Here is a 22519-nt window from a genome sequence, read left to right as displayed (position 1 = left end):
TTGTTTATCCTTTCAGGCGTGACGTGGCGCAGTTTTGGCCGATTCGACGGCAGGCGCGGATTTGGGTTTGTTGCGGGCGGCGAAGACGATGATCGACGTTGCGGCCAGGCCGTAGAGCCCGCCCTGAATCGAACCGGTGCGTTCTTCCAGCAGGCCGAACGTGGTCGGCGCGACAAAACCGCCCAGGTTGCCCACCGAGTTGATCAGCGCGATGACGCCCGCAGCGATGCGCGCATCCAGATAGGCCTGGGGAATTGGCCAGAACAGCGACGATGCCGATTTGAAACCCAGCGCCGCAAAGCAGATCGCCACGAAAGCGAAGACTGGCCCACCGGTGGTGGACATGAACATCCCGGCCGCTGCAATCAACAGCGCCGCGGCAACCCAGGCTTGCTGGTGCTTCCATTTGCCCGACAGCGTGGCGAAGGCGTACATGCCGATGATCGACAGCAACCACGGAATCGAGTTGAACATCCCGACCTGGAAGTCGCTGAGGTCGCCCATCTTCTTGATGATGCTCGGCAGCCAGAACGTCGCGGCGTAGATGGTCAATTGGATGAAGAAGTAGATCACGCAGAACAGGATGATCTGCCGGTCCTTGAGCAGCTTGCCCAGCGACGGTTTGATCGGAGTCGCGGCTTCGCGGGCCAGTTGTTCGTCGTCGATGGCTTTGACCAAGGCGTCCTGTTCGGCGCGGGTCAGCCATTTGGCATCGTGGGGTTTGGAGTCCAGCCAGAACCAGACAAAGGCGCACAACCCGACCGAGAACATGCCCTCGATGAAGTACATCCATTGCCAGCCGTGCATGCCCAGGCCGCTGATTTGCAGAAGCAACCCGGACAACGGGCCGGAGATCAGCGAGGCAATCGCCGAGCCACTGAGGAATATCGCGATCGCCTTGCCGCGCTCCACGCCGGGCAACCAGCGAGTGAAGTAATAAATCACCCCGGGGAAGAAACCGGCTTCAGCCACGCCCAGCAGAAATCGCAGGATGTAGAAGTGGGTTTCGTTCTGGATAAAGGCCATGCCCGCAGCGACAAGGCCCCAGGTCAGCATGATGCGGGTCAGCCAGATACGTGCGCCGACTTTTTGCAGAAGGATGTTGGAGGGCACTTCGAACAGCGCGTACCCGATGAAGAACAGACCGGCACCGAGGCCGTAGGCGGCAGCACCGATGCCCAGGTCGTGTTCCATGTGGGCGCGGACGAAGCCGATGTTCACCCGGTCAATGTAATTGACGATGAACATGATGACGAACAGCGGCAAGACGTGACGTTTGACCTTGGCGATGGCGGACTTCAGCACCGAATTGGCGTTGTCGTTCATCCCGGAGATGGATGTATTCACTGCGTTTTCTCCCACTCGTTATTGTTATGCGGGGCGTGACGGATGCTGCGTTGTTGATAGACATCATACAACTAGGTTTTTTTGCTGTGCAAGCGTCTTTTCTCAATAAAATAGCGCTGATCGTGAAGTTTGTGAGGCTCATTTTGGTCTGTGGCAATCTGATTTCAGGCGGTATTAATGCTGTTTGTTGAGTGTTGTCATACAAGCTGAGTGATGTTTTTCCAGAATTCCCATCCGGTGTGGTGCTACGATTCGGTAGCCCCGTTTTCCGGATATCCTCATGCAAGAAGATTTCGACGTGCCTGCCCGCAAGCGCACCCACAACCTGGCCCATGATCTGGTCGAGAAGCTGACCCAGAGCATCCTGCTTGGCCAGATGTCCCCCGGCGACAAGCTGCCGTCGGAGAACACCATCGTTCAGGAACACGGCGTCAGCCGTACGGTGGTGCGCGAAGCCATCTCAAAGTTGCAGGCGTCGGGGCTGGTGGAAACGCGGCACGGTATCGGCACGTTCGTGATCGAGCGTGCGCCGGAGCAGGGCTTACGGCTGAACGTCGATACCGCGCTGGGGGTGCGCAGTATTCTGGAGTTGCGCATGGGCCTGGAAACCCAGGCGGCGGCGCTGGCAGCAACGCGTCGCACCGATCAACAGTTGGCGCAAATGCGCGAAGCCCTCGACGACTATCAACGCCTGTTGGCCAACAATGACAGCTGTGTCGAGGCGGATCGGCGTTTTCATCTGTTGATCGCCGAAGCGACCGGCAATGTCTGCTTTACCGAAATCATGCAGCACCTGGGCAGCGCCATGATCCCGCGAACCCGGGTTAACGCCGCCGAGCGCGGCGCGGTGGATTTGAGCAAGCTTGGGGAACTGGCCAACCTTGAGCACGAGGCGATTCTCAACGCCATCAAACGCCAGGACCCGGACGCGGCGCGGGCGGCGATGTGGCTGCACCTGAGCAACAGCCGCGACCGGTTTTCGCCGAGCTGAGTCTGGCTGTTTTCAATGAGACGGAGTCATCGTTCATCGCGAGCTTGCGCGCGATGGCGTCGCACCTGAAAACGAAAAATCCGAATCAAGCTTCGGCCGCTTGAACCACCACCACCCGCCGCTCCAGATTCAACGCCAGCACACTCGCCAACACCACCAGCGCACCGACCACAATCATCAGCGTCGGCCGCTCGCCCAGGGCAAACGACGCAATGACCATCGCCGTCGGCGGGGTCAGATAGAGCGTCATGGTCGCCCGGCTCAGGTCGACATGCGCCAGCACGTACGCCCAGGCCAGGTACGCCAGCGCACTCGGAAAAATCCCCAGGGCAAACACCGCGAACTGCACGCGCAACGGCGCATTCACCACCTGATCCGCCAGCCCCGGCAGGAAAAACAGCAGCAACGCGGTCCCTGACCAGACCGTGTAGCAGACCAGCGTCAGTCCGTCATAACGCCCGGTGTGATGTTTTTGCAGGGCAAAGTACAGACTCCAGGACACCGCCGCCAACAGGATCAACAAACCGTGGGCATCGAGGCTGCCCAACCCGTGATCACCCGCCACCACAATCACCGCGCCGATCAGCCCGAGCAAGACACAACCCCAGCGCCACAGGCTCACCCGGTCCTTGAATACGAACCGCGCAATCAGGGTGCTGAACAACGGAGTTGTCTGCGCCAAGACACTCGACGCGCCGGCGCTGACCCCTTGTTGCCCGAAGTTGATCGCTACGTGATGCAGGCTCACCGCGAAGAACCCCAGCCCGAACAGCAGCGGCAAATCGCGAAGGGCCGGCAGGCGGATGCCTCTGAACATCGCGACCACGGCCATGAACCCTGACGCAATCAGAAAGCGCAGCAGCGCCAGATGTCCGGGGTCGTAGGCTTGCAAACCGATATGAATACCGGTTGGGGAATACCCCCAGCAAGCCACGACAAACGCCATGGCCAGAATGATTTTCAGAGGGGAAACGTGGGCGGATATGAGCGGCGTCATGGTCGTGCACCTGTGGGCGGATGCGGCCAGTATCAGAAGGCTCTTGGTTCACCACAACTGACTTATACTGCGCTAAACGTTCACTTTGGGTGATGTATGGAGTTGGCGCAGATTCGCATGTTCAAGACCGTGGCCGAGGAGGGCAGCATCACGCGTGCCGCCGAGTTGCTGCATTGCGTGCCGTCGAACATCACGGCGCGGATCAAGTCGCTGGAAGCGGAGTTGGGTGTCGCACTGTTCCTGCGTGAGGGACGTGGACTGCGCATCAGTCCGTCGGGGCAAACCTTCCTGGCCTACGCTTCGAAAATTCTGGCGCTGGCCGCCGAAGCCAAGCGCGCCGTGGACCCTTCGGCGGAGCCGTCCGGCCCGTTGCGCATCGGCGCTATCGAGTCTTCGGCCACTGGTCGTTTGCCGCGGTTGCTGGCCAAGTTTCACAAGCGCTATCCGGCGGTGGCGCTGGAGTTGACCACCGGCAGTTGGGGCCAGTTGCTCGATGACACGCTGAGCCATCGGCTGGATGGCGCGATTGTCGCCGTGGATGTCGAGCGCTCGCACCTCAAGCGCACGCCGATGTACCGCGAAGACCTTCTGCTGATTGCCTCGACGTCGCTGGGGCCGGTGCGCGACATGACGGATTTGCAGGACAAAACCGTGTTCATGTGGCCCCAGGGCTGTCCGTATCGGGCCGCGCTGGAACATTGGCTGTTGCGGCAAGGACTGGCGTTGCCGATTGTCAGCCTGGCCAGTTATGGCGCGATCGTCGGTTGCGTCAGTGCCGGTGCCGGGGTGGCGCTGGTGCCGAAAGGGATTTTCGATCAGTACGCCAAGGGCGCCGGTTGCGTGGGCTATGAGTTTTCCGAACTGACCGCCATCGAAAACCTGTTCTATTGGCACGAAAACGCCGGGGTGCACCCGGCGCGAGAGGCGTTTGTGGCGATGCTCCGCGAAGAGTTTGCCTGACGCAGAACCTGTAGGCGCTGGCTTGCCAGCGATAGCGATCGCCCCGTCACTACAATGTCGACTGGCAGGCCGCAATCGCTGGCAAGCCAGCTCCAGGGGAATTATGTTGCGTGGATATCGCGCATCAACAAGCCGAAGCTCAGATCCACCGCATCCGGTATCGGCAGGTAAACCGTGTGCCCATCACCCGGCGCCACTTCGATGGGCTCGCCTTTGCTGTTCTGCAATTGATGCAGATCGAAGTGGAAATTGCCTTTGGGTGTCATCAGTTCCATGTGATCGCCCAGGGCGAAGCGGTTCTTCACCTTCACCTCCGCCAACCGCTCGCGCCGCTCGCCGGTCAGTTCGCCGACAAATTGCTGCCGCTCCGACACCGAGCTGCCGTTCTGGTAGTTCTGGTATTCGTCATGCACATGGCGGCGCAGAAAGCCTTCGGTGTAGCCGCGTTGGGCGAGCGATTCCAGATCAGTCATCAGGCTGCGGTCGAACTCGAGACCGGCCACCGCGTCGTCGATTGCCCGGCGATACACCTGCGTGGTTCGCGCGCAATAAAAATGCGATTTGGTCCGGCCTTCGATTTTCAGCGAATGCACGCCCATCTGCGTCAAACGCTCGACATGCTGTACAGCGCGCAGGTCCTTGGCGTTCATGATGTACGTGCCGTGCTCGTCTTCGAACGCCGGCATCAGCTCGTCGGGGCGATTGGCCTCCTGCAGCAGGAACAGCTGCTCGGTGGGAGCGCCGATGCCCAGTGTCGGTTCCGGTTCGAAGTGTTGAACGATGTCCCCGACCAGGTTTTCCATGGCCGGTTGCGCCGCATATTTCCAGCGACAGGCATTGGTGCAACTGCCCTGGTTGGCATCGCGCTTGTTCATGTAGCCCGACAACAGGCAACGACCCGAATAGGCCATGCACAATGCGCCGTGGACGAACACTTCCAGCTCCATGGCCGGGACTTGCTGGCGAATCTCGGCGATCTCCTCCAGGGAGAGCTCCCGCGACAGGATGATCCGGCTCAAACCCTGTAACTGCCAGAACTCGACACTGGCCCAGTTCACCGTGTTGGCTTGAACCGACAGATGAATCGGCATCTGCGGGTAGTGCCGGCGCACCAGCATGATCAGGCCGGGGTCGGACATGATCAACGCGTCCGGCGCCATGGCAATGATGGGGGCCAGGTCCTTGAGGAACGTTTTGAGTTTGGCGTTGTGCGGCGCGATGTTCACCACGACGTAGAAACGCTTGCCCTGGGCCTGGGCCTCGTGAATGCCGAGGGCCAGGTTGGCGTGATCGAATTCGTTGTTGCGCACCCGCAGGCTGTAGCGCGGCTGGCCGGCGTACACCGCATCGGCGCCGTAGGCGAAGGCGTAACGCATGTTTTTCAGGGTGCCGGCGGGGGCAAGCAGTTCCGGAGCAATGAGGTTCATGGTGAGTCGATCGCAAAAGCCGCGCAGGGTAAACGTCTTGGGCCTGGGGTTTATTGATCTGGATCTATGCTTTCTTCACCAACGGAGGGCACTCGTGCGCGCTGCGGTGGCCTAAGCATCAGGACGTACCTTTTACGTCCGGCGCACTGGCATGGATCGGACATGAACGAAGAATCGCTCAGAGACAAATCGTTGGCCATCTTGCTGTTTCTGGTGAGCATCGCGTTCATCTGGATACTGCTGCCGTTTTACGGCGCGGTGTTCTGGGCGGTGATCCTCGGGATCCTCTTTGCGCCCTTGCAGCACCAACTGCAATTGAAATTCGGCTGGCAGCGCAATCTCACGACGCTGCTCACATTGAGCATCTGTTTGCTGATTGCGATCCTGCCCGTGATTATCCTCGGTATTTTCCTGGTCCAGGAGGGTACCGAGCTTTACAAGCGCATTGAAAGCGGCGAGCTGGACATCGCCGGGTATGTGTTGCAGTTCAAGCACAGCCTGCCGCCTTATTTCCAGAATTTGCTCGACCGCTTCGACATGGGCGAGCTGAACGGGTTGCGCGAAAAAATCATCAAGAGCGCCATGTCCGGTAATGAGTTCGTCGCCACCCAGGCCTTCAGTTTTGGTCAGGGGACATTCGAATTCATCCTCAGTTTTTTTATCATGCTGTACATGCTGTTTTTCTTCCTGCGCGATGGTGCGGAGCTCGCACGCAAAGTGCGCATGGCCGTGCCGCTTGAGGAAAACCAAAAGCGCCGGTTGCAACTCAAGCTCAATCGCGTGGTGCGGGCCACAGTGAAGGGCAACCTGGTGGTGGCGATCACGCAGGGTGCATTGGGCGGTTTGATTTTCTGGTTTCTGGACATTCCCAGCGCATTGATCTGGGCGGTGTTGATGGCGTTTCTGTCGCTGTTGCCAGCGGTGGGGGCGGGGATTATCTGGGCGCCGGTCGCCGCGTTTTTCCTGCTCACCGGTGCGATCTGGCAAGGGGTGACGCTGGTATTGTTCGGCGTGTTTGTGATCGGCCTGGTGGATAACGTGTTGCGCCCGATCCTCGTGGGCAAGGACACCAAGATGCCGGACTACCTGATCCTGATCTCAACCATCGGCGGCCTGGCGATTTTTGGTTTGAACGGTTTCGTCATCGGCCCGTTGATTGCGGCCCTGTTCATGTCGAGCTGGGCCATTTTCATCGAAACCAAACCGCGGGTTCAGCTGCCTTAGGCGCTGATTTTTCCGGGCTGGCCGGTGCCGACCCGTTGCGACAGCACCTGGGCGTCGGGCAGCGAAGTGAGCGGGCCGCTGATGGGTTCGCCGTCCTGCATCAGGTACCAGCAGGCGAGCAGGCCCGATGCTCTGAGCGAGGCGGGAACGGCGCTGCCGATAACGGACATGATTTGAACCTGAGACATGCTGAGAACCTCCATCAATCTGTGGAGGTACCTTACGTTCGCGGGGCGGCAACGAAAAATCAACGCGTTTGATAGTGGACATTGATGCGACGGTGGGCAAACGACCGGCTGTCGCTCAGTCGACCACCTGATCGAGCAAATGGACCACTTCCTGCTCATTGAGCAGACCTTTACGCACCAGGCTCTGGGTCAGCAGCGAGAGAAACTTGGCGTTTCGGTGACCTTCCAGGTGCTTGAGCTCGGTCAGTACGTTGTACACCTTGCTGGAGGTGCACAGACCGACAATGCGGTGCGGGTTTTGCGTGGGCATGGCGTCGTCCTTGTTGTTGGTTTTGACAGACAAGCCCGAGCTTGCGGACCTGACATGACAGAAATATGACCGCTTGCTACCGCACGGCAGAAACAGTGACGAATCAGTCTTGCCAATTTGCGTCTACCGCGCATTCCTGAGAGCGACCTCGACGAGATTTATCCAGACCTTGTGGCGAGGGAGCTTGCTCCCTCGCCACAGGTTCAACGTTGCAATCAAGCGGTCAGCATTTTCTGATGTACCTGTTACCAGCGGCCGTATCCGCGATGCGGGCCATAGTAGTAGCCGCGTGGCGGGCCGTAATAACCACGAGGTGGGCCGTAGTAAACCGGGGCCGGTCGGTAATAGATGGGTTGTTGCACGTAGACCGGGGCCGGCTGGTAGTAAACCGGAGGCGGCGGTGCGTAATAAACCGGCGCGGGTTGGGCGTAGACCGGTTGCGGCGCGACATACACCGGTCGATTCGCGTTGATGAGGGCTGAACCGACGATGGCAGTACCGACAATTGCTCCGTATACCGCTGCGTCATTACCACCACCATGGGCTTGCGCCTGACCTGCGATCGCGAGTGCGCCGATCAGCAAGGCAACTGTGGGGATTTTACGGATCATGATAGTTCCTCGTTACTTCGCCCCGGCGCTTGTGTCTGCGATAGACATAAGGATTGTCGTGGGGATACCTCTAAGACAGCTTTTTTTTGCAAATCAGCACAGCCGTTGGGTAAATATTGTGTAAGGTCTGTACCGGTTTGCAGACGGTCGAGAGAGGCCGCAAACAGCTGCATAAACATGATCGATCAGAACCGATGGGCTGGCTAATCCCGTCCATCCGAAAGTGCGTTTGAAGGAGATTTCCATGCAGATGAACCCCAACAAAGACACCCAGTTGTGCATGTCGCTTTCAGGGCGGCCTGGGAACTTTGGCTTGAGATTTCACAATCATCTGTATGAGCAACTGGGCCTGAATTTTTACTACAAGGCCTTTGCCAGCCAGGACCTGCCGGGTGCAGTCGCTGGCATTCGAGCGCTACGGATCCGTGGGTGCGGCGTGTCGATGCCTTTCAAGGAAGATTGCATTGCCCTGGTCGATGAGCTGGATGCATCGGCGGCCGCCATTCAATCGATCAACACAATCGTCAACACCGACGGTCATCTCAAGGCCTACAACACCGACTACATCGCCATCGCTCAATTGCTCCAGACCCACGAAGTGCCCAAGGACTCGACCTTCGTCCTGCGTGGCAGCGGCGGCATGGCCAAAGCGGTGGCCAGTGCCCTGCGTGACGGCGGCTACACCCATGGTCTGATCGTGGCCCGCAACGAGCGCGCAGGGCAGGCATTGGCGCAATCGTTGGGATATGAATGGCAAGCGGAGCTGGGAGAGCGGCGCCCGCAGATGCTGATCAATGTCACACCGATCGGCATGACCGGTGGCCCTGAGGCTGATCAACTGGCGTTTGAGCCGGATGCCATCACGCAGGCTGAAACGGTTTTCGACGTGGTGGCTATTCCCTCGGAGACACCGCTGATCGTGCGCGGTCGTGCCGAAGGCAAACGGGTGATCACCGGGCTCGAAGTCATCGCCATCCAGGCGCTGGAGCAGTTTGTGTTGTACACCGGCGTGCGGCCGACTGAGGGGCAGTTTCGCAAAGCGGTGGAATTTGCCCGGAGTTGAACCGGTATTGACTGTACGGACGCCATCGCGAGCAAGTTTGCTCCTACAGGTGTGCACCGCAAGCCTGCTCGAGATGGCGGCGGTGCATCCAGCATTAAAGTGACTGAAAGCTCACTCTATTCCAGTCGCTCCAACCGCTCTTCCAGCGCCGCAATCCGTGCTTCCAGCTCTTCGATCCGTTCAATTGAAACGCCGCTGCCCGAACTGCGCTCCGACGGGTTCTGTCGGGCCGAGAGAATCGCTTCGATATCTGCCGGATCACCCAATGCGTGGGTATAACGATCTTCACGCTGGCCAGCCTGGCGCGGGATCAATACCGCCAGACCTCGCGCAATCAAACGCTCTAGCTGATGCACCACTTGTTCGGTGTCTTCAAACTCATGCATGCGACCACTGCGGGTCAGCAGTTCGTTGACCGTCTGCGGGCCGCGCAGGAACATCAAACCCGTCAGAATCACCTGCGCCGGCACCAGCTCCAGCGCCTTGTCCACCTTGTGCTCCCAGCGGTCGGCGCGGCTGCCCATCACCAGCTTGGCGAAACCACGTCCCTCAAGGGCGCGCAGGCTCTGCCCGACCTGGCCGGGGGTGAGGTTCATCACCGGCTCGCGGCTGGTCTTCTGGTTGCAGGCGGTTACCAGGGCGTTGAGCGTCAGCGGATAGGTTTCCGGGCTGGTGGCCTGTTTTTCGATCAACGAACCCAGAATGCGGATTTCCGTGCTGCTGAGCCGTGGCTCGTCGAAGGTTTGCTCTTGATCAGTGCTCATCGCGCTTTCCCTATGCCGTCGAAGCAGCCTAGCCTAATCCTTGCAGGATAAAAGACAAGCCGCAGGCCGGTCCGGGATGGCTATAATCGGCCCACGTTTCCTCCCGTCACCACACGAGACCTGCCATGACCATTTCCCTGTACGACGCTTCGGTGCCTGTTTTCCAGCAAATGCTCAACGCCCTGAGCGATGTGCTGAAGAAAGCCGAAGCCCACGCCACCGCCAAGAACATCGACCCGAACGCCTTCCTGCAAGCGCGCCTGTTCCCGGACATGTTCCCGCTGGTACGTCAGGTGCAGATCGCCGTTGACTTCAGCAAAGGCGTATCCGCGCGTCTGGCCGAAATCGAACTGCCGAAGTACGACGACACCGAAACCACCTTCGCCGAGCTGCAAGCGTTGATCGCCAAGGTCCTTGCCTTCATCGGCGAGATCAAGCCAGAGCAGATCAATGGCAAGGAAGGCATCGAGATCGTCACCCGTCCAGGCACGCCTAAAGAGAAGCGCTTCTCCGGTCAGGCTTACCTGCTGACCTACGGCCTGCCGCAGTTCTTCTTCCACGTCACCACCACTTACGCACTGCTGCGCCACAACGGCGTGGAAGTGGGCAAGCGCGATTACATGGGCGCGTTCTAAACCGCCCAGCTACAAAAAAGCCCGCCAAGGTTTGCGCCTTGGCGGGCTTTTTTTGTGCTTTCTGTGGACGCCCGGCTCATTGGAGATGGCAGCCTCAAGCCGTTCCTTTGTAGGAGCCAGGCTTGCCGGCGATGGCGGTCTTAAGTGCGCCATCGCCGGCAAACCGGGCTCCTACAGGATTTGTGTCAGGCCAGACGTTCGGCTTTCTGCTCTTCACCCAGGCAAGCCGCCGCGGTGAACAACACATCGGTGGACGAGTTCAGCGCGGTTTCCGCCGAGTCCTGCAACACACCAATGATGAAACCGACCGCCACCACCTGCATGGCGATTTCGCTCGGGATGCCGAACAGGCTGCACGCCAGCGGAATCAGCAGCAGCGAACCGCCTGCCACACCCGAGGCGCCACAGGCGCAGATTGCGGCAACGACGCTGAGCAGAATGGCCGTTGGAATGTCCACGGCGATCCCCAGCGTGTGCACGGCGGCGAGGGTCAGCACGGTGATGGTGATCGCGGCGCCAGCCATGTTGATGGTCGCGCCCAATGGGATCGACACCGAGTAAGTGTCTTCGTGCAGGCCCAGACGCTTGCTCAATTCCAGGTTGACCGGAATGTTCGCCGCCGAACTGCGGGTAAAGAACGCGGTGATGCCGCTCTCGCGCAGGCAGGTCAGCACCAGCGGGTACGGGTTGCGACGCAGTTTCCAGAACACGATCAGCGGGTTCATCACCAGTGCCACGAACAGCATGCAGCCCAGCAGCACGGCCAGCAGGTGAGCGTAACCGATCAACGCGCCGAAACCGGAGGTGGCCAGGGTCGAGGCCACCAGACCGAAAATACCCAGCGGGGCAAAGCTGATGACCAGGCGCACGATCACGGTCACGCCATTGGACAGGTCGCCCAGCACTTCGCGAGTGGTGTTGCCCGCGTGGCGAATGGCGATGCCCATGCCGATGGCCCAGGCGAGAATGCCGATGAAGTTGGCATTCATCAGCGCACTGACGGGGTTATCGACCACGCTCAGCAGCAGACTTTGCAGCACTTCACCGATACCACCCGGTGCCGTCACCGCGACGTCCTGAGTCGACAGCACCAGGCTCGACGGAAACATCATACTGGCCACCACCGCGACCACCGCGGCGGCGAAAGTGCCCAGCAGATAAAGGAACAGAATCGGCCGGATATGAGTTTCCTGGCCGTGCTTGTGGTTGGCGATGGAGGCCATGACCAGCACAAACACCAGAATCGGCGCGACCGCTTTCAGCGCGCAGACAAACACTTTGCCGATAAACGCAGTCGACTTCGCCGCTTCAGGCGCAATCAAGGCCAGGACAATACCGGCGATAAGGCCGATCACGATTTGCGTGACCAGGCTCAGGCGTTTCAGGCGGAGCAGTAGAGAAGGGGATGAAGCAGTCATAAAACGGCATCTCTGAATTTTTATAAGTGCGTGGTTTCACCGTGGTTGCAGCAACAAACGGGGCAGGCCGCAGGCGGGAAACCGAAAAGGAAACACTGGGTGTACGTTTTTCAGGGCGCGGACTTTATCACAGCGTAGGCAGGATCTTTCAGACCTGTGACGAACTGCCACCATGGCAATCAACGCGAAATGCAGGTTCGTGCAACCGCCTGTGGAAGCACTCTGTTAAGATTCGCCATCCTCATTTTCATCTCTGCCAGTGGGCCTTCGGGCTATCGCTGGTGTCGTCGTTTTTTCTGGAGTTCTGCATGCTGTTGCCGATTCTTCTGTTGTCCGCCGCCGGTTTTACGGTGCTGACCACGGAATTCATCATCGTTGGCCTGTTGCCGGCGATTGCCCGGGATCTGGACGTCAGCATCCCGCAAGCGGGTTTACTGGTGACCCTGTTCGCCTTCACCGTCGCCGCATTCGGGCCGTTCCTTACCGCGTATTTCTCCCGCTTCGAGCGGCGCAAGCTGTTCATTTCGGTGTTGATCCTGTTCGGTATGGCCAACGCGGTCGCGGCGCTGGCACCGAATATCTGGGTGATGGCGTTTGCCCGATTGGTCCCGGCGCTGGGGCTGCCAGTGTTCTGGGCCTTGGCCAGCGAGACGGCGGTGGACATCGTTGGGCCGGACTATGCCGGGCGCGCCGTTGCCAAGATCGGCTTCGGCATCGTCTGCGCCACGGTGTTCGGCATTCCGGTGGGCACGCTGATTTCGGATGCATTCGGCTGGCGCAGTGCGTTCGGCATTCTGGCGGTCATCGCTTTCGCCAAGGCGTTGCTGCTGTTTATCTATTTGCCGAAAACCAACTTGCACCAGCATCAGGCGAGCTTTCGCTCGCAATTCAGCATCCTGCGCAGCCCGCTGATACTCGGGCACATCTTGCTATCGGTCGTGGTGTTCAGCGGCATGTTCACCGCGTACACCTATCTGGCGGATATTCTTGAGCGGCTCGCCGGTTTCAATGGCACGGTGGTTGGCTGGTGCCTGATGGGCTTCGGTGCGGTCGGGCTGATCGGCAACTCGTTGGGCGGTCGCGCGGTGGATCGTCACCCGCTGGTGGCATCGATGATGTTCTGCGCGTTCATGATCGCCGGCCTGGTGGCGCTGGTGCCGAACATTCATTCGCCCGTCGGGCTGGCGGCGGCCATGGGCATCTGGGGCGTGACTCAGGCCGCGCTGTTCTTGGTCAGCCATGTGCGCTTGATGAAAGTCGCGCCGGAAGCGCCGGCATTCGCCGCGTCCTTGAACATTGCCGGGGCCAACTTCGGCATCGGCCTGGGCGCCATGATCGGCGGGCGGGTGATCGACAGCGTTGGCCTGCAAGGTCTTGGCTTCGCGGCGGCCGGTTTTATCCTCGCCTCGATCCTGCTGGCAATTGCGCTGATGTCGTTCAAAGCTCGCGAAGTCTGTGCCTGAAACGTCACAACTCGGTAAACAACTGGCGTCGGGCACCTTCGGTAATGGCGACGATGCCGGGGTGCTTGACCTTGCGTTCGACCGAAATGGCGTAGAACGACTCCGTCACCGCGTCGGTCTGGCCAATCACCGCCACGCCGCATTGGCGTTTCACTTCATCGGCAATCACGCTCGGGCCAATGAAAATCCCGCTGCCGGATTGGCCGAAGGCCTGCATCAAGGCGCTGTCGTCGAACTCACCGACAATCTGCGGCTGGATCTGCTGCTCGGCGAACCAACGCTGCAAACGGCTGCGCACCACGGTTTCCGGACCGGGGATCAACAACGGCGCACCGTGCAGGTTACGCGGGAAATCTTCGCCGTAACGGGCGGCGAGTTCCGGAGTGGCGAAAAAGCTGATCCCGCATTCCCCCAGCTTCTGGCTATAACCCTTGATGTCCAGGTGCGACGGCATCGGGCTGTCGGAAATCACCAGGTCCAGGCGCTGGATCGCCAGGTCGGCGAGCAGGCGCTCCAGTTTGTCTTCGCGGCAGGTGATACGCAGCGGCTCGCTCAGTTCCATGGTCGGTGCGATCAGGCGATAAACGATGGATTTGGGGACAACGTCGGCGACGCCAACGCGAAACAGGATTTGCTGTTCATTGGGTTGGGCGCGCAACATCAACTCCAGTTCGCCCCCCAGCTGAAACATTTGTTCGGCGTAGGGCAGGGTCTGCCGACCGGCCTCGGTGAGTTCCAGTTGCCGACCAACCCGGCGAAACAACTCGATGCCATAGGTCTGTTCCAGCAGTGAAATCTGCCCGCTGATCGTTTGCGGCGTGAGGTTCAGCTGTTCACAGGCGCGCACGATGCTGCCGGTTTTGGCCACCACCCAGAAGTAATGCAGTTGCCGATAGTTGAGCATGGCTGAGTTCCCCCTACATACAGCGATTGCTCGCTGGATTCGTAAAAACCGAAGTATAGCCGCTAAAAATACGAATTTTCCTGAAGTGTTTGTCCCCCTAGAATGCATCGCTATTAACGGGCCATCGTTTCGGCCTCGTTTGTTCTATCGAGGAAAACATCATGAAGGTTAAAGCCACGGCACTGCTGATTACGTCTTTACTGGTACTGGCCGGTTGCGACCAGGCCGAGAAAAGCGCTCAACAATTGATGGGCAAGGCTGCCGAAAGCGCCAAACAGGCGATTGACGATACCCACAAAGCCGCCGAGCAAGCGCTCAGCGATGCCACGGGCAGTTTGATCAGCAAGAAAGAATCAACGGAAAAAGATGCGGAAAAAACCGAATCTTCTTCCCAGGAAATCTAAACGTCTTACAACGAGTCAGGACTGACCCATGGAATACCTTTTACAACTTGCCGCCAGCCCCGCTGCCTGGGTCGCTTTGTCGACGCTGATCGTGATGGAAATCGTGCTTGGCATCGATAACCTGATCTTCATCTCGATCCTGACCAACAAACTGCCCCTGAAAAATCGGCAGAAGGCACGCCGTATCGGTATCGGCATGGCATTGATCCTGCGCCTGGGCTTGCTGAGCACCATCGCCTTCATCGTCCAGTTGACCGCGCCGGTGATCGAGATACTCGGCCATGCGCTCTCCTGGAAGGACATGATCCTGATTGCCGGTGGCCTGTTCCTGTTGTGGAAGGCAACCTCCGAGATCCATCACAGCATGGACCCGGCGCCAGAAGATCCGAAGTCGGCGACATCGACCGTGACCCTGGGTTTTGCTGCGGCGATCGGTCAGATCCTGATGCTGGACATGGTGTTCTCCATCGACAGCATTATTACCGCTGTCGGCATGACCGAGCATTTGCCGATCATGGTCATCGCAGTGGTGGTGTCGGTGCTGGTGATGTTGTTCGCGGCTGATCCGCTGGCCAAGTTCATCAACGACAACCCGACCGTGGTGATGTTGGCCCTGGGCTTCCTGATCATGATCGGTATGACGCTGATCGCCGAAGGCTTCGGGGCCCACGTACCGAAAGGTTACGTCTATGCGGCGATGGCATTCTCGGCGACAGTCGAGGTGCTGAACATACTGCGTCGCAACCGGCATCAGCGCTTGGCTGCTGAAGCCTGATCCTCGCTAAATGAAACGGCCGCCTGGACTCCAAGGGAGTACAGGCGGCCGTTTTTGTTTGTGTCCCGTTAAAAAATCGTCAGTGTGCGCTGGCGTGTGAAACCGGCGATTCTTCGTTTTTCGCCAGCGGCGCTGGCTGAACAGGGTGGTGATGGTGGCGGCGGGTAACTCGCAGAACCCCCCATAACATGGCGGCGGCGACGGCCAGCCAACCGGAAATCAACATCACGATGGTCATTGCCAGGCTCATCTGTGCCTCCTCTTTGCCCTGCTGCGGGCGCACTCGCTGTGCTTCTGCTCTTTAGAACACAGTCTAGCCGTTGCTGTATTTCAGGCTATTGACCAAAGGTCGGCTACCACCAACCAGTTCGCTCTATCCAATACACTCAACTACCGTTTAAGGCTATACCGACGCCGCGCCGCCCCCTATGATCGTCGGCCAAGCCGGGAATGGGATTGCCTGGCAACTGAATAAGAGAGTGATGATGGTGCGAGTGATTTCTCGAACGCTATCGGTGGCGCTGATCGTGGCCAGCCTGGCGGGTTGTGCGGGGAGCGTTGATCCGCAGGTCAAACGCCTGCCGGAGCGTGTCGAGCTCAGTGGTCGTTTCTACAAAGGCGTCGCGAACCAGAGTGGGCCGCAAGTGCTGGCGAGCATGTTGTCCCAGCAGGGGATCGTGATCACGCCGGGCCTGCTCGATAAGCCTTTGCATTTGCCGGGCGCAGAAGCGCAGCTGCAACAGAACATGCAAAACCTTGCCCGTGAATATGGAATGGTTGTTTATCCACTCGACAGTAATCTGCCCGCCTTGTTGACCCAGGTGGCGGCCGGTTATCCGGTGATGGTGCGCTTCACGGAAGGCTCTGTGATGTGGACCGAGCCTCGTTACGCGATTCTTTCCGGATACAATCGCCAGAAACAGACCGTCCTGCTGCGGGCCGGCATGAATCGAAACACGCGGATGAGCTTCAGCTCGTTCGAATCAGCGTTCAAGGACGCTGGCGGTTGGGCGGTCTTGATCCAGAGCCCGACGCAAATCCCGGCCCAGGTCGATCAACAGCGCTGGCTCAAGGCCGCGAACGACCTGGCCCAGGCCGGTCAGGAACAGGCAGCCGCCAAAGCTAAACAAGCCTTGGCCGGACAGTAACTCCGTTCGTCACCTGCCGGGCACCTGCGCCCGTTAACAACCTCTGATCTGTACAGGCCCGAATTGTTTCGGGCCATACGATCAGGAGGCGCCCATGGCTCATTCCACTACGCCCGAGGGCCCACACTCGTCTGAACAGTCTTCCGGGGATGAACTTGGTTTCGACCCCGACTCTCCGGATCTGGCTGATCCTCAAGTCGATCCCACAGGTCCGGCCAAAGCGCCGCGGGATATAAAACCGGGCGACAACTCCAAGGTTCCGGCGAAGCCCTACGATCCCCTTGGCGATCTGAAACCACGGACTTGATGGAGGTGTGTATGTCTACCGATTCGAGTTTCGATGACAAGCGTCCGGAAACGGTTCCTACCACTCCCGAGCAAGACCCTGACCCGGTGATGGACCCGAACAGCCCGTTACGCGATCCGCTGGTGCGGCCAACGGTGGTGCCGACTGAGCATCCAAAGGGATGGCGAGATCCGAGCACTGGCGACGGCATTCCGGATGATGACCAGATGCCGCTGCCTAATGATTAATCGCTAGAAAAAACTGTGGCGAGGGAGCCTGCTTCTGCTGGACAGCGTAGCTGTCCCATGGGGCCGCTTCGCAGCCCAGCGGGAGCAGGCTCCCTCACCACAGGTTCGTGTCGCGTTGTTACTTCGAGGCTTCAACCACGCCGCTCTGGCGTTGCTTGAGGTTTTTGTCCGATTTGTACTGCAACGCTACGGACGGCACCGTCGCGCTGTTGCCGGTTTCGACCCATTTGCGAATGCGCGTGGCATCGGCGAAGTGGGTGTACTTGCCGTATGCGTCAAGAATGACCAGCGCAACCGGGCGGTTAGCCATATGGGTCACCAGCACCAGGCAGTGACCAGCAGCGTTGGTAAAACCGGTCTTGGTCAGTTCGATGTTCCAGTTCGGCTTGTTGACCAGGTGATCGGTGTTGCGAAAACCCAGGCTGTAATTGGGTTTGCGGAACGACACGGTTTTTTGTTTGGTGGTGCTCAGCTCTGTCAGCAAGGGGTGCTTGTGCGCGGCGACCAATAGCTTGCTCAGGTCGCGCGCGGTGGACACGTTGCGCGGTGACAGGCCGGTCGGTTCGACAAAGTGCGTGCTGGTCATGCCCAGTGCCCTTGCCTTGGCGTTCATGGCGGCAATAAACGCTACGTAGCCGCCCGGATAGTGGTGGGCCAGGCTCGCGGCGGCACGGTTCTCCGAAGACATCAGCGCAATCAGCAACATTTCCCGGCGTGGCATCTCGCTGTTGAGCTTGACCCGGGAAAACACGCCCTTCATTTCCGGGGTGTCACTGATGTTGATGTTGATGTACTCGTCCATATTTTGGCGGGCTTCGACCACCACCAGACCGGTCATCAACTTGCTGACGGAAGCGATGGGTACCACCACGTCCGGGTTATTGGCATAGATGACTTTGTTGGTCTGTAAATCCACCAGCAAAGTGCTGCCGGACGCGAGCTTGAGTCGTGTGTTGTCCCGCGGCGCCGCGGTCGTTTCGCCAGCGCTGGCGATTGGCGTGATGAGAATCCCTGTAACGGCAAACAATAGGCTCAGGATAGAGAGGCGGATTTTCACGCTGGCAGACTCATAAGGTGTTGATAAGCCGTTTGTAACGGGCTATTTCTCAAAAGCGCGACATTCTGGAGTATGGCTGAATAACTGTCGATGGTTGTTCAACTAACAGGTGAAAGTCCTTGGAAACATGAAAAAAACGTCATTTTCCGGCGGATGGTCGATCTTTTTTTTCAGGCAAAAAAAACCCCGCGATGGGCGGGGTTCTCTTCATGCCAATCTGCAACTCAGCTGTGCAGTGTTTCAGCTGCGTACAGCGTGTTTTCCAGCAGGCAGGCGCGGGTCATCGGGCCAACGCCGCCCGGCACCGGCGTGATCCAGCCTGCGCGGGGCAGGGCGGTTTCGTAGATCACATCGCCCACCAGCTTGCCGTCTTCCTGACGGTTGATGCCGACGTCGATCACGATCGCGCCTTCCTTGATCCACTCACCCTTGACCAGGCCCGGTTTGCCGGCCGCGACCACGACCAGATCGGCGCGACCCACGTGGCCGGCCAGATCCTTGGTGAAGCGGTGGGTGACGGTCACGGTGCAACCGGCCAGCAACAGCTCCATCGCCATCGGACGACCAACAATGTTGGATGCGCCGACAACGACTGCATTCATCCCGTACAAATCGGCACCGGTGCTTTCCAGCAAGGTCATGATGCCTTTAGGGGTGCAAGGACGCAGCAGTGGAATGCGCTGGGCCAGGCGACCGACGTTATAAGGATGGAAGCCGTCGACGTCCTTGTCTGGACGAATGCGCTCCAGCAATTTGGAGGCGTCCAGATGCTCTGGGAGTGGAAGCTGAAGGAGAACGCCGTCGATCGCCGGGTCGTCGTTCAAACGATCGATCAGATCGGTCAGCGCTTCTTGAGTGGTTTCGGAAGGCAGGTCATAAGCTTGAGAAAGGAAGCCGACCTCTTCACAGTCTTTACGCTTGTGCGAGACATAAACCTGAGAGGCAGGATCGCTGCCGACCAGGATCACCGCGAGGCCCGGTGTGCGCAGGCCTTGCTGGCGACGCTCGGTGACGCGTAGGGCGATCTGCTGGCGCAGGCTGGCGGCGATCGATTTGCCGTCGATAAGTTGTGCAGTCATTGCGCGTGATTAACCATCGAGAGGGGAAAAAAAGAGAACGCATTCTCGCATGTCATGAGGTGAGGGCAAAGGCGCTTGGTCTGCAAATTCCTCTAACCCCTTTAATTAAATGAATTTTTTATAAAAAGGATTTGACGACCTCCGGGGCGCTCTATACTATTCGTCGCACTTGTCGGGCACAGCCTAGCACTGGTTGAGAAGGTCGAGCGGAATCACAGTTCTGCAAGACCGAAAAGCACTTAGTTTGTAGTCCTTCAAGGTTACAGCTAACAAGGCGCCCGTAGCTCAGCTGGATAGAGCATCCGCCTTCTAAGCGGATGGTCGCAGGTTCGAGTCCTGCCGGGTGCGCCATTAGGCAGCTTTGGCACAAGTAACGCGATATGGTGGGCGTAGCTCAGTTGGTAGAGCACGGGATTGTGACTCCCGTTGTCGTGGGTTCGATCCCCATCGTCCACCCCATATTTCGAAAGGCGCCAGATTAACAGTCTGGCGCCTTTGCTTTAAAAGCTTCAATCCGCGGATGTGGTGGAATTGGTAGACACACTGGATTTAGGTTCCAGCGCCGCGAGGCGTAAGAGTTCGAGTCTCTTCATCCGCACCAAATAAAGCTTCGCTCATGTCGGTTGGCATGAATGGGGTTTCACAAGGAAGTCGTTCATTCTTTGTAATGCAATATGGTGGGCGTAGCTCAGTTGGTAGAGCACGGGATTGTGACTCCCGTTGTCGTGGGTTCGATCCCCATCGTCCACCCCATATTCCGAAAGGCGCCAGATTTAACAGTCTGGCGCCTTTTTTGTTTTAGTGGCTGCAGGTTCTGAGTCGCAGCGGCGGGGCGTTTCGTCGTATTTATGTTTCTCGATGATGCCGCGCTGCCCGCCGGCCTTGCTTGCAAGATCGGCTGTCAGGGAGATGATTGGCAGTCTCTTCTATATATAGAAGGGGTGGCGCAGAGCCCTGGCGTGATTGGCTGTAATTGCCATCGGGGCGAGGTGCATTCGTGCATTCGCACCTATAAATTGCCTGCTGCGTTTTTACCCGTTTTCAGTAGGGTGACTTCTTGAGTTTGACCCACTAGAATGCATGCCCTTGATTCTGGGGTCGGAAACGGCCGGCTAACGTCTGTGCAACGAGGAATATCCATGCAAGTTTCTGTTGAAAATACTACTGCTCTTGAGCGCCGCATGAGCGTCACCGTGCCGGCTGAGCGCATCGAGACTCAGGTCAACAAGCGTCTGCAGCAGACCGCCCAAAAGGCCAAGATTGCTGGCTTCCGTCCAGGCAAAGTGCCAATGAGCGAAATCAAGCGCCGTTTCGGTGCTGACGCTCGTCAGGAAGCTGTAGGCGACGTGATCCAGTCTTCTTTCTACGAAGCTGTGGTTGAGCAGAAGCTGAACCCGGCTGGTTCGCCGTCGATCGAGCCAAAATCCCTGGAAGCTGGCAAGGACCTGGAATACGTAGCCGTATTCGAAGTGTTCCCTGAGTTCACCGTTGCCGGTTTCGAAGGCATCACTGTCGAGCGCCTGAGCGCCGAAGTGACTGACGCCGATCTGGACAAGATGCTGGACGTCCTGCGCAAGCAGAACACCCGTTTCGAAGTGGCCGATCGCGCTGCCCAGAACGAAGACCAGCTGAACATCGATTTCGTCGGCAAGGTTGACGGTGAAGTGTTCGCCGGTGGTTCCGCCAAGGGCACTCAGCTGGTGCTGGGTTCCGGCCGCATGATCCCTGGCTTCGAAGAAGGCCTGGTTGGCGCTAAAGCTGGTGAAGAACGCGTTCTGAACCTGACTTTCCCAGAGGACTACCAGAACCTCGACCTGGCTGGCAAAACCGCCGAGTTCACCGTAACCGTGAACACCGTTTCCGAGCCTAAGCTGCCTGAGCTGAACGAAGAATTCTTCGCTCAATTCGGCATCAAGGAAACCGGCCTGGAAGGCTTCCGCACCGAAGTTCGCAAGAACATGGAGCGCGAGCTGCGTCAGGCGATCAAATCCAAGGTCAAGAATCAGGTAATGGACGGTCTGCTGGCCACCAACCCGATCGAAGTGCCAAAGGCTCTGCTGTCCAACGAAGTTGACCGTCTGCGCGTGCAGGCTGTTCAGCAGTTCGGCGGCAACATCAAGCCTGACCAACTGCCGGCCGAGCTGTTCGAAGAGCAAGCCAAGCGCCGCGTAGTGCTGGGTCTGATCGTGGCTGAAGTGGTCAAGCAATTCGACCTCAAGCCTGACGAAGCCCGCGTTCGCGAGATGATTCAGGAAATGGCTTCGGCCTACCAAGAGCCTGAGCAAGTTGTGTCCTGGTACTACAAGAACGACCAGCAGCTGAACGAAGTTCGTTCTGTTGTGCTGGAAGAGCAAGTTGTGGATACTGTTCTGCAGAAAGCTAGCGTGACCGACAAGTCGGTCTCTTACGAAGAAGCAGTCAAGCCGGTAGAAGCACCACAAGCCGACTGATCTTTCTTGCGGTAAGAAGCACACACCATAAGCCAGCTCTCGAGCTGGCTTATGCGTATTCAAGACATAACTATTTGGGAGTGACTGCAGAGCATGTTCCGTAATTCGTATATTCAGCAGAACTCTGATATCCAGGCCGCAGGCGGCCTGGTCCCGATGGTTGTCGAGCAGTCCGCTCGTGGCGAGCGCGCCTATGACATCTACTCGCGTCTCCTCAAGGAGCGAGTGATCTTTCTGGTTGGTCCGGTAGAGGACTACATGGCCAACCTGATCTGTGCGCAGCTGCTGTTCCTTGAAGCGGAAAACCCGGACAAGGACATCCATCTCTATATCAACTCCCCGGGCGGTTCGGTGACGGCGGGTATGTCGATCTACGACACCATGCAGTTCATCAAGCCTAACGTGTCGACCACCTGTATCGGTCAGGCGTGCAGCATGGGCGCGTTCCTGCTGACGGCCGGTGCTCCTGGCAAGCGTTTCTGCCTGCCTAACTCGCGTGTGATGATTCACCAGCCACTGGGCGGCTTCCAGGGGCAGGCATCGGATATCGAAATCCATGCCAAGGAAATCCTCTTCATTCGTGAGCGTCTCAACACGCTGATGGCCAAACACAGCGGCCGTACGCTTGAAGAAATCGAGCGCGATACCAACCGCGATAACTTCATGAGTGCAGAAGCCGCGCGTGAGTATGGGCTGATCGATGAAGTCATCACCCAGCGCCCCGCTTAAATTAAGCAGCTCAAAATAAGGTTGGTCGGCGGGTCCGATCA

25 protein-coding genes and 4 tRNA genes are annotated in these 22519 nt (G+C 58.5%); 17 read left to right on the top strand and 12 right to left on the bottom strand.

The window, feature by feature from the left end:
• Positions 1-12: 12 nt before the first annotated feature.
• Complete coding sequence (locus CKW19_RS21095; protein ID WP_095059674.1) at positions 13-1347, bottom strand: MFS transporter; 1335 nt, start codon at positions 1345-1347, stop codon at positions 13-15.
• A gap of 280 nt (positions 1348-1627) precedes the next feature.
• Between CKW19_RS21095 and CKW19_RS21090 the strand changes: the two genes are divergently transcribed.
• Positions 1628-2338 (top strand): FadR/GntR family transcriptional regulator, encoded by a 711-nt coding sequence (locus CKW19_RS21090; RefSeq protein ID WP_095059673.1) that lies wholly within the window; start codon positions 1628-1630, stop codon positions 2336-2338.
• Between the two features lie 85 nt (positions 2339-2423).
• Here CKW19_RS21090 and CKW19_RS21085 read toward each other — a convergent pair whose 3' ends face one another.
• A complete protein-coding gene (locus CKW19_RS21085) occupies positions 2424-3335 on the bottom strand; it encodes a DMT family transporter (RefSeq protein ID WP_095059672.1) in 912 nt (303 codons plus the stop codon).
• Positions 3336-3431: 96 nt separating this feature from the next.
• On the opposite strand from CKW19_RS21085, the gene CKW19_RS21080 reads away from it, so the two are divergent.
• Entirely contained in the window at positions 3432-4295 is an 864-nt protein-coding gene (locus CKW19_RS21080; RefSeq protein WP_095059671.1) for a LysR family transcriptional regulator, read from the top strand.
• A 101-nt stretch (positions 4296-4396) separates the two neighbouring features.
• Here CKW19_RS21080 and yegQ read toward each other — a convergent pair whose 3' ends face one another.
• Positions 4397-5722, bottom strand: a complete 1326-nt coding sequence (yegQ, locus tag CKW19_RS21075) for a tRNA 5-hydroxyuridine modification protein YegQ (RefSeq protein ID WP_095059670.1) — start codon at positions 5720-5722, stop codon at positions 4397-4399.
• A 162-nt stretch (positions 5723-5884) separates the two neighbouring features.
• Between yegQ and CKW19_RS21070 the strand changes: the two genes are divergently transcribed.
• Entirely contained in the window at positions 5885-6946 is a 1062-nt protein-coding gene (locus CKW19_RS21070; RefSeq protein WP_095059669.1) for an AI-2E family transporter, read from the top strand.
• Here CKW19_RS21070 and CKW19_RS21065 read toward each other — a convergent pair.
• The 3 genes from CKW19_RS21065 to CKW19_RS21055 form a co-directional block, all read right to left on the bottom strand.
• A complete protein-coding gene (locus tag CKW19_RS21065; RefSeq protein WP_095059668.1) occupies positions 6943-7134 on the bottom strand; it encodes a hypothetical protein in 192 nt (63 codons plus the stop codon). The genes CKW19_RS21070 and CKW19_RS21065 overlap by 4 nt on opposite strands.
• Positions 7135-7249: 115 nt before the next feature.
• Complete coding sequence (locus tag CKW19_RS21060; protein ID WP_095059667.1) at positions 7250-7444, bottom strand: hypothetical protein; 195 nt, start codon at positions 7442-7444, stop codon at positions 7250-7252.
• 245 nt (positions 7445-7689) lie between these two features.
• Positions 7690-8055, bottom strand: a complete 366-nt coding sequence (locus tag CKW19_RS21055) for a hypothetical protein (RefSeq protein ID WP_095059666.1) — start codon at positions 8053-8055, stop codon at positions 7690-7692.
• 244 nt (positions 8056-8299) lie between these two features.
• Between CKW19_RS21055 and CKW19_RS21050 the strand changes: the two genes are divergently transcribed.
• On the top strand, positions 8300-9118 hold the full coding sequence (locus tag CKW19_RS21050) for a shikimate 5-dehydrogenase (RefSeq protein ID WP_095059665.1): 819 nt from the start codon (positions 8300-8302) through the stop codon (positions 9116-9118).
• A 116-nt stretch (positions 9119-9234) separates the two neighbouring features.
• Here CKW19_RS21050 and CKW19_RS21045 read toward each other — a convergent pair whose 3' ends face one another.
• Positions 9235-9882, bottom strand: coding sequence for a YceH family protein (locus CKW19_RS21045; protein ID WP_095059664.1), 648 nt, complete (start codon positions 9880-9882; stop codon positions 9235-9237).
• Between the two features lie 125 nt (positions 9883-10007).
• Between CKW19_RS21045 and CKW19_RS21040 the strand changes: the two genes are divergently transcribed.
• Positions 10008-10517 (top strand): DUF1993 family protein, encoded by a 510-nt coding sequence (locus CKW19_RS21040; RefSeq protein WP_095059663.1) that lies wholly within the window; start codon positions 10008-10010, stop codon positions 10515-10517.
• 185 nt (positions 10518-10702) lie between these two features.
• Here the strand turns inward: CKW19_RS21040 and sstT are convergent, their stop codons facing one another.
• Entirely contained in the window at positions 10703-11935 is a 1233-nt protein-coding gene (sstT, locus tag CKW19_RS21035) for a serine/threonine transporter SstT (RefSeq protein WP_095059662.1), read from the bottom strand.
• A 308-nt stretch (positions 11936-12243) separates the two neighbouring features.
• On the opposite strand from sstT, the gene CKW19_RS21030 reads away from it, so the two are divergent.
• Positions 12244-13398, top strand: coding sequence for an MFS transporter (locus CKW19_RS21030; protein ID WP_095059661.1), 1155 nt, complete (start codon positions 12244-12246; stop codon positions 13396-13398).
• A 4-nt stretch (positions 13399-13402) separates the two neighbouring features.
• On the opposite strand, the gene nhaR is transcribed toward CKW19_RS21030, so the two are convergent.
• Positions 13403-14302, bottom strand: a complete 900-nt coding sequence (nhaR, locus tag CKW19_RS21025; RefSeq protein WP_095059660.1) for a transcriptional activator NhaR — start codon at positions 14300-14302, stop codon at positions 13403-13405.
• 161 nt (positions 14303-14463) lie between these two features.
• Between nhaR and CKW19_RS21020 the strand changes: the two genes are divergently transcribed.
• Together CKW19_RS21020 and CKW19_RS21015 are read left to right on the top strand one after the other, a co-directional pair.
• The gene (locus CKW19_RS21020; protein ID WP_095059659.1) at positions 14464-14706 is read left to right on the top strand and encodes a hypothetical protein; all 243 of its coding nucleotides are present in this window, start codon (positions 14464-14466) and stop codon (positions 14704-14706) included.
• 28 nt (positions 14707-14734) lie between these two features.
• Positions 14735-15481, top strand: a complete 747-nt coding sequence (locus tag CKW19_RS21015; protein ID WP_095059658.1) for a TerC family protein — start codon at positions 14735-14737, stop codon at positions 15479-15481.
• 79 nt (positions 15482-15560) lie between these two features.
• On the opposite strand, the gene CKW19_RS28880 is transcribed toward CKW19_RS21015, so the two are convergent.
• Positions 15561-15731 (bottom strand): hypothetical protein, encoded by a 171-nt coding sequence (locus CKW19_RS28880; protein ID WP_177408841.1) that lies wholly within the window; start codon positions 15729-15731, stop codon positions 15561-15563.
• Between the two features lie 178 nt (positions 15732-15909).
• Between CKW19_RS28880 and CKW19_RS21010 the strand changes: the two genes are divergently transcribed.
• The 3 genes from CKW19_RS21010 to CKW19_RS21000 all read left to right on the top strand — a co-directional run bounded on the left by CKW19_RS21010 (position 15910) and on the right by CKW19_RS21000 (position 17163).
• Positions 15910-16629, top strand: a complete 720-nt coding sequence (locus CKW19_RS21010) for a peptidase C39 family protein (RefSeq protein WP_095059657.1) — start codon at positions 15910-15912, stop codon at positions 16627-16629.
• A gap of 94 nt (positions 16630-16723) precedes the next feature.
• Positions 16724-16936, top strand: a complete 213-nt coding sequence (locus CKW19_RS21005; protein ID WP_095059656.1) for a DUF6021 family protein — start codon at positions 16724-16726, stop codon at positions 16934-16936.
• Positions 16937-16947: 11 nt separating this feature from the next.
• Positions 16948-17163, top strand: coding sequence for a hypothetical protein (locus tag CKW19_RS21000; protein ID WP_095059655.1), 216 nt, complete (start codon positions 16948-16950; stop codon positions 17161-17163).
• A gap of 118 nt (positions 17164-17281) precedes the next feature.
• On the opposite strand, the gene pbpG is transcribed toward CKW19_RS21000, so the two are convergent.
• Both pbpG and folD read right to left on the bottom strand, forming a co-directional pair.
• Positions 17282-18220 (bottom strand): D-alanyl-D-alanine endopeptidase, encoded by a 939-nt coding sequence (gene pbpG / locus CKW19_RS20995; RefSeq protein ID WP_095059654.1) that lies wholly within the window; start codon positions 18218-18220, stop codon positions 17282-17284.
• A 224-nt stretch (positions 18221-18444) separates the two neighbouring features.
• Positions 18445-19299 (bottom strand): bifunctional methylenetetrahydrofolate dehydrogenase/methenyltetrahydrofolate cyclohydrolase FolD, encoded by an 855-nt coding sequence (gene folD, locus CKW19_RS20990; RefSeq protein WP_095059653.1) that lies wholly within the window; start codon positions 19297-19299, stop codon positions 18445-18447.
• 274 nt (positions 19300-19573) lie between these two features.
• Here folD and CKW19_RS20985 point away from each other — a divergent pair.
• The 6 genes from CKW19_RS20985 to clpP all read left to right on the top strand — a co-directional run bounded on the left by CKW19_RS20985 (position 19574) and on the right by clpP (position 22478).
• Positions 19574-19650: transfer RNA gene (locus CKW19_RS20985), tRNA-Arg, on the top strand.
• A gap of 32 nt (positions 19651-19682) precedes the next feature.
• Positions 19683-19758, top strand: a tRNA-His gene (locus CKW19_RS20980).
• Positions 19759-19815: 57 nt separating this feature from the next.
• Positions 19816-19900: transfer RNA gene (locus tag CKW19_RS20975), tRNA-Leu, on the top strand.
• Positions 19901-19976: 76 nt separating this feature from the next.
• A tRNA-His gene (locus CKW19_RS20970) sits at positions 19977-20052 on the top strand.
• Positions 20053-20438: 386 nt separating this feature from the next.
• Positions 20439-21749: a trigger factor gene (gene tig, locus CKW19_RS20965; protein WP_095059652.1), complete on the top strand. Its 1311-nt coding sequence runs from the start codon at positions 20439-20441 to the stop codon at positions 21747-21749.
• A gap of 93 nt (positions 21750-21842) precedes the next feature.
• Positions 21843-22478 carry an ATP-dependent Clp endopeptidase proteolytic subunit ClpP gene (gene clpP, locus CKW19_RS20960; protein ID WP_017339698.1) on the top strand — a complete coding sequence of 212 codons (636 nt, stop codon included), beginning with the start codon at positions 21843-21845 and terminating at the stop codon, positions 22476-22478.
• Positions 22479-22519 lie beyond the last annotated feature (41 nt).

The organism is Pseudomonas sp. Irchel s3f7 (assembly GCF_900187615.1).
In the GTDB taxonomy this organism is placed as follows: domain Bacteria; phylum Pseudomonadota; class Gammaproteobacteria; order Pseudomonadales; family Pseudomonadaceae; genus Aquipseudomonas.
Note: the sequence above shows the minus strand (reverse complement) of the source record. Positions and strands in the feature narration are given on the sequence as shown.

Excerpts from the sequence above, each read along its gene's own strand:
- CKW19_RS21065 (WP_095059668.1), bottom strand. The coding sequence starts at position 7,134 with ATGTCTCAGGTTCAAATCATGTCCGTTATCGGCAGCGCCGTTCCCGCC.
- CKW19_RS21060 (WP_095059667.1), bottom strand. The coding sequence starts at position 7,444 with ATGCCCACGCAAAACCCGCACCGCATTGTCGGTCTGTGCACCTCCAGC.
- CKW19_RS21085 (WP_095059672.1), bottom strand. The coding sequence starts at position 3,335 with ATGACGCCGCTCATATCCGCCCACGTTTCCCCTCTGAAAATCATTCTG.
- folD (WP_095059653.1), bottom strand. The coding sequence starts at position 19,299 with ATGACTGCACAACTTATCGACGGCAAATCGATCGCCGCCAGCCTGCGC.
- CKW19_RS21040 (WP_095059663.1), top strand. The coding sequence starts at position 10,008 with ATGACCATTTCCCTGTACGACGCTTCGGTGCCTGTTTTCCAGCAAATG.
- CKW19_RS21005 (WP_095059656.1), top strand. The coding sequence starts at position 16,724 with ATGGCTCATTCCACTACGCCCGAGGGCCCACACTCGTCTGAACAGTCT.
- CKW19_RS28880 (WP_177408841.1), bottom strand. The coding sequence starts at position 15,731 with ATGAGCCTGGCAATGACCATCGTGATGTTGATTTCCGGTTGGCTGGCC.
- nhaR (WP_095059660.1), bottom strand. The coding sequence starts at position 14,302 with ATGCTCAACTATCGGCAACTGCATTACTTCTGGGTGGTGGCCAAAACC.
- sstT (WP_095059662.1), bottom strand. The coding sequence starts at position 11,935 with ATGACTGCTTCATCCCCTTCTCTACTGCTCCGCCTGAAACGCCTGAGC.
- CKW19_RS21030 (WP_095059661.1), top strand. The coding sequence starts at position 12,244 with ATGCTGTTGCCGATTCTTCTGTTGTCCGCCGCCGGTTTTACGGTGCTG.
- CKW19_RS21020 (WP_095059659.1), top strand. The coding sequence starts at position 14,464 with ATGAAGGTTAAAGCCACGGCACTGCTGATTACGTCTTTACTGGTACTG.
- CKW19_RS21055 (WP_095059666.1), bottom strand. The coding sequence starts at position 8,055 with ATGATCCGTAAAATCCCCACAGTTGCCTTGCTGATCGGCGCACTCGCG.
- CKW19_RS21000 (WP_095059655.1), top strand. The coding sequence starts at position 16,948 with ATGTCTACCGATTCGAGTTTCGATGACAAGCGTCCGGAAACGGTTCCT.
- CKW19_RS21080 (WP_095059671.1), top strand. The coding sequence starts at position 3,432 with ATGGAGTTGGCGCAGATTCGCATGTTCAAGACCGTGGCCGAGGAGGGC.
- CKW19_RS21010 (WP_095059657.1), top strand. The coding sequence starts at position 15,910 with ATGATCGTCGGCCAAGCCGGGAATGGGATTGCCTGGCAACTGAATAAG.
- CKW19_RS21050 (WP_095059665.1), top strand. The coding sequence starts at position 8,300 with ATGCAGATGAACCCCAACAAAGACACCCAGTTGTGCATGTCGCTTTCA.
- CKW19_RS21070 (WP_095059669.1), top strand. The coding sequence starts at position 5,885 with ATGAACGAAGAATCGCTCAGAGACAAATCGTTGGCCATCTTGCTGTTT.
- tig (WP_095059652.1), top strand. The coding sequence starts at position 20,439 with ATGCAAGTTTCTGTTGAAAATACTACTGCTCTTGAGCGCCGCATGAGC.
- clpP (WP_017339698.1), top strand. The coding sequence starts at position 21,843 with ATGTTCCGTAATTCGTATATTCAGCAGAACTCTGATATCCAGGCCGCA.
- yegQ (WP_095059670.1), bottom strand. The coding sequence starts at position 5,722 with ATGAACCTCATTGCTCCGGAACTGCTTGCCCCCGCCGGCACCCTGAAA.
- CKW19_RS21015 (WP_095059658.1), top strand. The coding sequence starts at position 14,735 with ATGGAATACCTTTTACAACTTGCCGCCAGCCCCGCTGCCTGGGTCGCT.
- CKW19_RS21045 (WP_095059664.1), bottom strand. The coding sequence starts at position 9,882 with ATGAGCACTGATCAAGAGCAAACCTTCGACGAGCCACGGCTCAGCAGC.
- CKW19_RS21090 (WP_095059673.1), top strand. The coding sequence starts at position 1,628 with ATGCAAGAAGATTTCGACGTGCCTGCCCGCAAGCGCACCCACAACCTG.